The 9348-nt window shown below is 46.7% G+C and carries 9 protein-coding genes; 8 read left to right on the top strand and 1 reads right to left on the bottom strand.

Going from position 1 to position 9348, the window contains the following annotated elements:
• Positions 1 to 1420: hypothetical protein (locus WC473_06020; GenBank protein ID MFA5125342.1), on the bottom strand; the 1420-nt coding region annotated here is incomplete at its 3' end.
• A 460-nt stretch (positions 1421 to 1880) separates the two neighbouring features.
• On the opposite strand from WC473_06020, the gene WC473_06015 reads away from it, so the two are divergent.
• The 8 genes from WC473_06015 to WC473_05980 all read left to right on the top strand — a co-directional run.
• Positions 1881 to 4187: a vitamin B12-dependent ribonucleotide reductase gene (locus WC473_06015; protein MFA5125341.1), complete on the top strand. Its 2307-nt coding sequence runs from the start codon at positions 1881 to 1883 to the stop codon at positions 4185 to 4187.
• Positions 4188 to 4409: 222 nt separating this feature from the next.
• Entirely contained in the window at positions 4410 to 5123 is a 714-nt protein-coding gene (locus tag WC473_06010; GenBank protein MFA5125340.1) for a hypothetical protein, read from the top strand.
• A 188-nt stretch (positions 5124 to 5311) separates the two neighbouring features.
• Positions 5312 to 6088 (top strand): hypothetical protein, encoded by a 777-nt coding sequence (locus tag WC473_06005; GenBank protein MFA5125339.1) that lies wholly within the window; start codon positions 5312 to 5314, stop codon positions 6086 to 6088.
• A 134-nt stretch (positions 6089 to 6222) separates the two neighbouring features.
• Complete coding sequence (locus WC473_06000; GenBank protein MFA5125338.1) at positions 6223 to 6687, top strand: hypothetical protein; 465 nt, start codon at positions 6223 to 6225, stop codon at positions 6685 to 6687.
• Positions 6688 to 6750: 63 nt separating this feature from the next.
• Positions 6751 to 7179 carry a DUF120 domain-containing protein gene (locus tag WC473_05995; GenBank protein MFA5125337.1) on the top strand — a complete coding sequence of 143 codons (429 nt, stop codon included), beginning with the start codon at positions 6751 to 6753 and terminating at the stop codon, positions 7177 to 7179.
• A 55-nt stretch (positions 7180 to 7234) separates the two neighbouring features.
• Positions 7235 to 8296, top strand: a complete 1062-nt coding sequence (locus WC473_05990; GenBank protein ID MFA5125336.1) for a toll/interleukin-1 receptor domain-containing protein — start codon at positions 7235 to 7237, stop codon at positions 8294 to 8296.
• Between the two features lie 202 nt (positions 8297 to 8498).
• On the top strand, positions 8499 to 9047 hold the full coding sequence (locus tag WC473_05985) for a hypothetical protein (GenBank protein ID MFA5125335.1): 549 nt from the start codon (positions 8499 to 8501) through the stop codon (positions 9045 to 9047).
• 109 nt (positions 9048 to 9156) lie between these two features.
• Positions 9157 to 9348 (top strand): hypothetical protein (locus WC473_05980; protein ID MFA5125334.1); only part of this gene is annotated, 192 nt, incomplete at its 3' end.

Raw genomic sequence — 9348 nt, 5'->3', positions numbered from 1 at the left:
GGGGATCGGGGATGACGGGTTTTTTTGAGGCGATAAAGATATTGTAGCCGTCGCCCGGGATGACAAAGACATGATCGAAGACGTCCCTTGCCGTGGCCAAAAGCGACGCATTGATCGCGGCCAGTTCCCGGCTCAAGGCGGACAATGAGCCCCAGGTTTTGAATACGGCCATGCCGTTGGCGTCGAGATGGCCTTCGATCTCGCTGAAAAATTCTTTTGTGGCATAGCGGTTGACGGACAATGAAGTGGGGAGGCCTGTGTTGACAAAGATGACGTCGAACGTGTCCTGTTTTTTTCTCAGGTAATTGCGGCCGTCAAGCAGCTCGAGCGTCAGGCGCCTGTCGGCGAGTTCGCTCGTGACGGGTTCGGTGTTCAGAGAGCGAAGCACACCGATCAGCAGGGGGTCCGTTTCCGCATAGACGATCTTCTTGAGGGGGTATTTTTCGGCTTCTGCGAGCAATCCGCCCGCGGCGTTGCCTAAAAAGAGGACGGAGGCCGCGCGGCCCGCGGCGAGCATAGGCAGGTGGATGAAGTCCTGCGTGAAATAATCCTCGGGCGCAGGGACGTTGACCAAAGGCAGGCCGTCGTAGTAGACCGTGCGCTGTTCTTCTTTCTGGATGACGGCGATATTGCCGTAGACGGAGTTTTCATAGGCGGTGAGGCGTTGTCCCTGCCATTGGAGCTCAAGCGTTTTGTCCTGCAGCCCGCCGGCATAGATCAGACCTGTCGCGCCGTAACACAAGATGAGGAACGACAGGACGGCCAATCCCTTTTTTTGCGCGCCCAAAAACAGCCCGAAGGCGACGGCCGCGGCAGCCGCCCAGACGAAAAAGGCGATCTGGAGGCTGGTGAATACCCTGATCAAGACAAAGCTGAACAGCCCGCCGCTAACGAGCGCGCCGGCGCACTCCAGCGCATAGACGCGGCCGACGGACCTGACGTTGCGGAACGCCACGCTGAACATCGCGCCGTCGCAAAAAGACGAGACGGAAAGCGCGGCAAACGTGATAAGGACGATCTGCCCCAGGCTCAAGACTTCGCCGAACGGCACGGATAGAATGGTTTTCGAGGAACGCACAAGGATGACGGCCGCGGCCAGCCACACCCCGGAGAGAAGCTGCAGCGCGCCGAAGAGGGCCGCAGGCGCGCTCGCGCGCTGATAAAGGTAAGCCGCCGCCATGCTTCCCAAAGCGCCGCAGACCAGCCATGCGCTCAGGATGATGCCGAAGGTCAGCTCATTGCCGTAGAAGACGACAAGGAGTTCGCGCACCAGAAGCGCCTGGGCGACCACCGCGATGGCCCCGCGCAGAAGGATGGCGAAGGAAAAAAGGCGGCTCTGCATACCTCTTATGATAACAACCGTCTGCATGTTTGGCAATCTTTGCGTCTTGACGAGACAGGCAAAGATGGTTTGTTTCATTTTAAAAAAAACAGATTTGCACGGTTGACAAAACAATTTTTAGTTGTAGAATGAAGAACACAATTTAAAAGACGAAGCAAAATTTTTCAAGGCAGGAAGATCCGGGAGAAAATCATGGGTAAAGGCAGACGTAAAAGACTTGGCAAGTTGAATTGGCGTTCAAAAAAAGCTAACCACGGCCGCAAGCCGAATCTGGGGTAATTTTTTCCTTCCAAAACAACCGCATCCACCGTCGAGAGCTGCAAAACGCGAGGGGAGGGTATCCTCCAAGACATCAAAATATTGTGGTATCGGAATAAAAAATACCAATATATGGTATTTTCTATTGACAAAGCTCTTAAGCAGCGGTAATCTGGAAAAGCACTTTTCAAAAGAATAAAATAAACCGGCTAGAGGGATTTAAAAGATAGATTTCCAACCCATTTCATCCTGCCGTCCGCAGCGAAAGGAGAGGCGACTCATGGCGCTAAAGCTTTCCGATAATTCTCTCAAAGTCCTCGAAAAACGCTACCTTAAAAAAGACGAAAACGGCAAGGTCGTTGAGACCCCCCAGGAGATGTTCACCCGCGTGGCCAAGGCGATCGCGGCCGCCGACCGCCTCTACCGCAAGACCGAGGACGATGTCGCCGCCCTGGAACACAAATTTTTCGAGATGATGGAAAACCTGGAGTTCATGCCGAACTCCCCGACCCTGATGAACGCGGGCCGCGACCTTTCCCAGCTCTCCGCCTGTTTTGTCCTGCCTATCGAAGATTCGATGGACAGCATTTTCGATTCCATCAAGTTCACCGCGCTCATCCACAAGTCGGGCGGCGGCACGGGATTTTCTTTTTCGCGCCTGCGGGCGCGTTCTTCGACCGTCCGTTCCACGGGCGGCATCGCCTCAGGCCCTGTTTCTTTCATGAAAGTCTTTGACGCCGCCACCCAGGCGGTCAAGCAGGGCGGCACCAGGCGCGGCGCCAACATGGGTATCCTGCGCGTGGACCATCCGGACATCATGGATTTCATCGTCTGCAAAGAAAACGACAAAGAGATCAATAATTTCAACATCTCCGTCGCCGTGACCGAAGATTTCATGCGCAAGGTCACGAAAGACGAAGAATACGACCTGATCGACCCCAACACCCACAAGGCCGTCCACCGGCTCAAGGCCAAAGAGGTCTTCGAGCTTATGGTCAAGATGGCCCACAAGAACGGCGAACCCGGCATCATCTTTATCGACCGCATCAACAACAACAATCCCACGCCGCAATTAGGCAAGATAGAATCCACCAACCCCTGCGGCGAACAGCCGCTCCTGCCGTTCGAGAGCTGCAACCTCGGCTCCATCAACCTCTACGCGCTCCTGAAGAAGGCAGACGGCAAGCTCGAGATCGATTGGGACAGGCTCAAAGAGATCGTCCATCTTTCCGTTCACTTCCTGGACAACGTCATCGACGTCAACAAGTATCCGCTTCCCCAGATCGACAAGATGACCAAGCAGACCCGCAAGATCGGCTTAGGGATCATGGGCTGGTCGAGCGCCCTGGCCAAGATGATGGTCCCGTATGATTCCGAGGAGGCGATCGCCCTGGCTGAAAAGGTCATGTCTTTCATCCAGGCCGAGGCCCGCAAGGAGTCTTTGGACCTGGCGCGCGCCCGCGGCACCTTCCCGGCGTATAAGGGCAGCATTTTTGAGGCGAGCAACCTGCGCCTGCGCAACGCGACGCTCACCACCATCGCGCCCACAGGCACGATCTCGATCATCGCCGGGCCGTGCTCTTCCGGCATCGAGCCGATGTTCGCGCTCTGTTACCAGCGCGCCAACGTCCTGGACAACGACAAGATGATGGAGGTCGAGCCCGCGTTCAGGGAAGTGATGGAGGAGAAGGGGCTTTACACGCGCAAGCTCATGGAGAAGATCGCCGAGAAAGGCTCTGTCCAGGAGATGAAAGAGGTCCCGGCCGAGGTCCGCCGCGCGTTCGTGACGTCCCACGATATCACGCCCGAATGGCACATCAAGATGCAGGCCATCTTCCAGAAATACACGGACAACGCCGTTTCCAAGACCATCAACTTCCACGAAGACGCGTCGATCGACGACGTGCGCCATGCCTATATGCTCGCCTACGAAATGGGCTGCAAGGGCCTGACCATCTATCGCGATAACAGCCGCAGCGAGCAGGTCTTGAGCGTCGGCACGAAAGATACGGCGAAGAAGGAAGGCAAGGTCGCCGAAGGCAAAATAGGCCCCAGGCCCAGGCCCGAAGTCGTCATGGGCACGACGACCAAGGTGTCCACAGGCTGCGGCAACCTGTATGTCACGATCAATACGGACGAGAACAGCCGTCCGTTCGAAGTCTTTATGTCGATGGGCAAGGCAGGCGGATGCGCGGCCTCCCAGCTGGAAGCCATCGGTCGCCTGGTGTCCCTGGCGCTGCGTTCCAGCGTTGACGTCAAGGTCATCATCGAACAGCTCCGCTCCATCCGCTGCCCGTCCCCATCGTGGGAAAAGGGTTGTCGTATCTTCTCCTGCGCGGACGCCATCGCCCGCGTCATCGAAAGAAGGCTGGTGAACGACAAGATCGAGACCAAGGTCGAAGCCAAGGTTGCTGCCGCGGTCGACCAGATGAGCGAAGAGCTCTACAGCCAGGTTTCCAAGAGTGAAGAACAGCTTGAGCGCCATATCACCGGCAACATCGTCGGCGTCTGTCCCGATTGCGGCGGCGTTGTGCGGCACGAAGAAGGTTGTGTCAAGTGTTCTGCGTGCGGATACACGAAATGTTAATGAGCGCATCATTTACGGAGCGCGAAGCGCGACGTAAATGATTTGCGCGAATTAATCCCGATACCTGCAAGCGGATTTCGGTGAAATCCGCGCAGCGATTTGGTGTCGGGGCGATGACCTGACAACCTAACCCGGATTTTTTATGAAATCCGAATCTGACTAACGAATCCAAAAAAACGCCCTGATAAATTCAGGGCGTTTTTGTTTGCGCTAGGAATTAAGATGAAAAGATTGATCTGTCTATTCGCCATAGCAATATTTATGAGTGGGTGTGCTAGTTTTTATTGCTCAAAGTATCCTAATTGTAATTATGCAGCTACAAGTGCAGAAACTATCCCAATTTATAATAATTTCCCACCTACTCCATATGAAGTAATAGGTGAGGTAGGTGGTGATGGGGCGCCTGCTTCTAGTTGGAGTGGCATGGGGAAAAGAATGCGTGAATATGCTGCGCAGATTGGGGGAGACGCTATTGTTATTCAGAGCCAGGAAACACCATATCGTGGCACCTACAACACTCCGACTACAGTATCGACAACTTCATCTGTCTATGGTTCAGCCACTACCTCAACTTACGGCTCTGCTTATCGCTCCGGGAATTATGTTTATGGACAGTCTCGTGGTCAGATTTATGGACGCGCCCATGGGCAATCCCGTACCACGATTAATCCTGGAACAAGCATTCCGATTTATGGTAAAAGTGTCCGAGCTGCTGTGATTAAATTTAAGCCACTAGGTAGTTCAGAAGTCGAAAAGAAGACTCATGACGAACAAAGTTCAATCGATACGAGAGGATATATTGAGAAATATCCTGAATACTTTGGGTTAACGGATGATGCTCACAAAGATAAAGGTAAGTATTGGCATAAGAAAAAAGATGGAACCTTGATTTATTTTTCTACACAGCAAGAAATGGATAAGATTTTGATGCAGTGAAAGGAATTGCGAGCCCGTGCGGTCTCGTTTAAACCTGGATGGGCGGGACGGTCCAAACTGAAGATGTTTTATTAGCATAAAAAGTTAGCTAAGCATGGTTCAGAGGATTCCTCGCGGGCTGAAGAATTCCGCATAATTTTGGAAAATAAGTAGTTGACGAGTTCATGAAGGATTATTAAGGAGGATTTATGAATGAGAATAGCAAATTGCATTATCGTTATAACCTGTTTTACTTGCTTTTGATTAGTATGATAATTATTGTAGCTCTGCTTACCACTGAGTGGGGCGCTATTCCCAATCTCGCAAGCCTTATTTCATTTGGTTTGACATTGACATCCCTATTCCTTTCATTGATAGCTATTATATTTGCAATTTTTTCAAATTTTAGCTTTTCAAAGAGCGCAGGAGATTTACAAACTGCTTCAAGTAAGATTTGTGAAGCTACAGATAAACTGCAAGAGGCTACTCTTGGGATAGAGGCAAAAATAGAAAAGATTCCTACGTTGATTGAATGTTTAGCGACAAACTTTCAGGAAGGGCAAGAAAAATTACTATCAAAGATTTCTGAGCAAAAAGTGGATTATCGGGAGAAAACAGTCATTGAAATTAACGGAGAAGTCGTAAGTAGATTTTTGAAAAAATGTTCATACAATGGTTTGCTGTTTCTTTATTCTTGCAAGTTAGCGAAAGATACCAGAATTGCTTTTAAAATAGAAGATTTGAAACTCGATCAAAGCTATACGCACGGATTTATGGTAGCCTGTACTTCAATAGGGTTAATACAATTTACTGAAAGGGAAAAGATATACGTTATAACTGATGTTGATACGAATTTAGCCGAGAAAATCAAAGACGCTCTGCAGAATCAATTAGCTTATCTTCTGACAAACCATGCTAAATTTTTTAACAAAGATACTGAAGACAAGCGTATTCAAGAATTAGAGAATTTTTTTAAAGAAAAATAATCAGGTAGTGAATTTAGGGCTAGGTACTAATAACCCTTTGAAATAATGTTATTTCCGATGGAACCGGTCGCATTTTGCGGCCGGTTTGATAAGACGGATTCGATAGTATCGGCGGGTTTGACGGAGAGTAAAATATGAAAAGACTGATTTATTCGGTTGTTATGGCAGCATTGGTAAGTGGCTGTGCTACTGTTCAACAGGTGCCTGATAATCCAATAAACAATTCGGATGTGATAAACCAGTCTCGAGATGAGGTGTGGGGTGCCGCAATAGCAGCTGTATCAGAAAGAGGTTTGCCCATAATAACTGCTGACAAAAATAGTGGCATAATTTCTACTCAATCGGTTGAATTACAGGGTGGTTTCAATATACCTTCTCGTATTCAAAAAGTTGCCTATTTCACTTATAAAATTATACCTTTCCGCGATGCACGATATTCGCTGAATGTTGTTGTGTCTGAAGAAAGCGCAGACAAAACAAGGATTATTGTTACAGCACATATAGAAGGCGAAAATTATGAAAAATGGATCACTTTTAAATCTAAGGGGATCATAGAGCAAGAAGTTATTCAAGAAATAATGAATAGATTAAAGAAATAGTGAGATTTGATCGAAGCTCAGCTTCGATCAAAATGATATGGGGAATCTTAAAGGATAGAAAATATGATGTTTGATGGGAAATTAAATTTAATTCATACTGTTGGCAGATTCAATATTTTGATTAATGAGAATAAAGAAATATTTCGGAAGTACTTTGGTGTTTTTCTTTTTCCAGGCTCTCTTAATATAAAAATTGATAGGCCAGAAAATTTACAGCAAGAACTTGATAAAGGGAATCCTCAGCCAAATTTTGTAATTCCAAAAACTGAATTGGTGGGGATGCCGGAGTATATCGGCGATGGTCAAGCCTGGCGATGTATCTTATCATGCGAAAAATTTACTCAACCTATTGAGTGTTGGATATTCAGAAGAATAGGTTCTAGGGTGCCCAAAGGTATAATCGAGATAGTTGCGGCACGAGAGTTGGTTGGGCCATATGCTTTATTAGATGGTGATAACGTACGAATAGAATTGTTGTTAGAGAGAAAATAAGAGGAACTTGTGATAGTGCGTATCGCCAACAGAATAAACATGAGAGGTAAGCGACATGCCAATTTCAGAAGATAGACTAATTAGTGTTTTTGTAAGTTATGCCCATGCTGATAGAAGATGGTTAGATCGACTTATAATTCATCTATCGCCGCTTCATAAACAATATGAGATTGATATTTGGGAGGATACAAAAATAAAACCAGGCTCTAAATGGCGCAAAGAAATTCAAGAAGCGGTAAAAAGGGCAAACATTGCCGTGCTTATTGTGAGTGCGGATTTTTTAGCATCTGATTTTATCCGTACGAATGAATTGCCTCCATTGTTGAAAGCGGCTGAAGAAGAAGGCGCTTTAATATTGCCTATTATTGCTAGTCCAAGTTTATTTTTGAAAGATACTCATTTATCACAGTTTCAGGCAGTAAATAATCCATCTGAACCATTGATTTCAGCTAGGGAGGGAGATCGAGAGAAGGTTTTTGTCAGAGTCGCAGAAGTAATTATTGAAAGAGCGGCGGGGGATCGTAAGCGAGTTACAACCAGCGGTAAAGATAAGCAGGTCAATAAACAAGAAAATTTTCTTGAACACGATATTTGGAATCGATTAATAAAAATTGGCGATTGGATCTTTGATGAAGCCAATGCGCGGATAATCGGTTCCGGTCAGCAAGCTTATTTGATTTCAAGAGATGAGTATGGTGACGTACCTTTTGAGATTAATACTAAACTAGAGTTCACGAATTTCTCATATCCGGTCAAGGGAGAAAGTTTAGGTATGAACGCTGGAATAATATTCGGATGGAACCAAGATAAAGAATTCCCGCGCTATTATAATATTTTGATTTCGGGCTCAGACATATTGCTTGAGCGCATAGGCTTTCAAGGAAACGCGGCCCACCGTGATTATGAACATATTACAGAAGCTGTTGAATTAAGAATTGAAAAAGCAACGTCATTAAATTTTAAGGTGCTGGTGGGTAATGAAATGATAGAAATCTTTGTAAACAACCGTTCAATTTTAGCGGCAAAGCGCCCAACTGGCGTCGTTGGGAGAGTTGGCATAAGACCCTGGCGGAGCAAAATGGACTGCACTGCATTTACCGTAGTTACTCAATCTTAGTGCTGAGGCTACATGATGAATCATCAATTTATGGATGAGCATAGAGGATTTCATTCCCAAAAACTGTACCATTTGAGATTTGATCGAAGCTCGGCTTCAATCAAGATTCAAATCTTTAAGGTTGAGATCTGACCCCAATGAGTGCCTAGTCTGCGGTCGACAACGAAGTAAAGAGTTAGGTTCAGAAAAGGATTATATAGCAATGAATTGGTGGGAATATTTAAAAGAACATGATGTTCCTAATTGGTTAGCTATTATATTTACACTTATAGTATGGCCTTTAGCATTGATTATTTGGAACAAAAGATATATTCGTGGAATTAGAAATCTACAGATTTTGATTGACTCTTCAAGAGGAACTATACCTACGGGCGAGAGCTGTCCCTACTTAATTTTCCGAATAAAAAACAATACAGGAGAAAGAATTTATATCACAGATTTATCTCTTGTTCTTTCTCGTCAGATAAGAGCCCACCCGAACGCAGATCGAGATATTTCTACGGGGGGCTACACACTTAAATTTGCAGAAAAAGCCGGGGATCCCTTTTTTCGTTTTTACATTACCATTGACACTCAACAAGAAGCCATTACGGGTTTTCCTTTACGTGTAGATTACGACGATCAGGCCTTGCGCACCTTAATTATGGAATTAAGAAACTATAGGAGGAATGGAATCATCGCGCGTTATTTTATACTTCAATTTGATTGCATGGTTGGTAAAAAGCATCACAAAGTAAAATTTAAATTCTAATTTTTTTAAAAATTAAAGGTTAACAAGACCGTTTCCAGTTACCCTTTTTTTCAATAAGTTGCGTTGGAAGTATAAGGCTAAACAGAACCTCGCTTTGGAATAAACAACCATGCTATCTAAAATCTACTTTTTAGCTTCGGTGATGGTTTTTCTGTTGAGCGCAAGGGTTGGCGTGGCGCAAGACAAGACCGCTTCGACCTCGGCGCAGGGACAGCCTTCTCAGCCGGCCAATGTCGTGGTCTTCCGCGTGCCAAGCCCGACGTTGGTCTCTCCTGTGGGCGAGACAATGGATATCAGCGGG

Source organism: Patescibacteria group bacterium, from assembly GCA_041650895.1.
Lineage (GTDB): Bacteria > Patescibacteriota > Patescibacteriia > 2-01-FULL-39-33 > 2-01-FULL-39-33 > CAISTG01.
The sequence above is the reverse complement of the archived record's forward strand: the minus strand, read 5'-3'. Positions and strand labels throughout refer to the sequence as shown.

Bases quoted from the DNA above. Each gene is read 5' to 3' on its own strand.
- WC473_06015 (MFA5125341.1), top strand. From the start codon at position 1,881: ATGGCGCTAAAGCTTTCCGATAATTCTCTCAAAGTCCTCGAAAAACGC.
- WC473_06010 (MFA5125340.1), top strand. From the start codon at position 4,410: ATGAAAAGATTGATCTGTCTATTCGCCATAGCAATATTTATGAGTGGG.
- WC473_06005 (MFA5125339.1), top strand. From the start codon at position 5,312: ATGAATGAGAATAGCAAATTGCATTATCGTTATAACCTGTTTTACTTG.
- WC473_06000 (MFA5125338.1), top strand. From the start codon at position 6,223: ATGAAAAGACTGATTTATTCGGTTGTTATGGCAGCATTGGTAAGTGGC.
- WC473_05995 (MFA5125337.1), top strand. From the start codon at position 6,751: ATGATGTTTGATGGGAAATTAAATTTAATTCATACTGTTGGCAGATTC.
- WC473_05990 (MFA5125336.1), top strand. From the start codon at position 7,235: ATGCCAATTTCAGAAGATAGACTAATTAGTGTTTTTGTAAGTTATGCC.
- WC473_05985 (MFA5125335.1), top strand. From the start codon at position 8,499: ATGAATTGGTGGGAATATTTAAAAGAACATGATGTTCCTAATTGGTTA.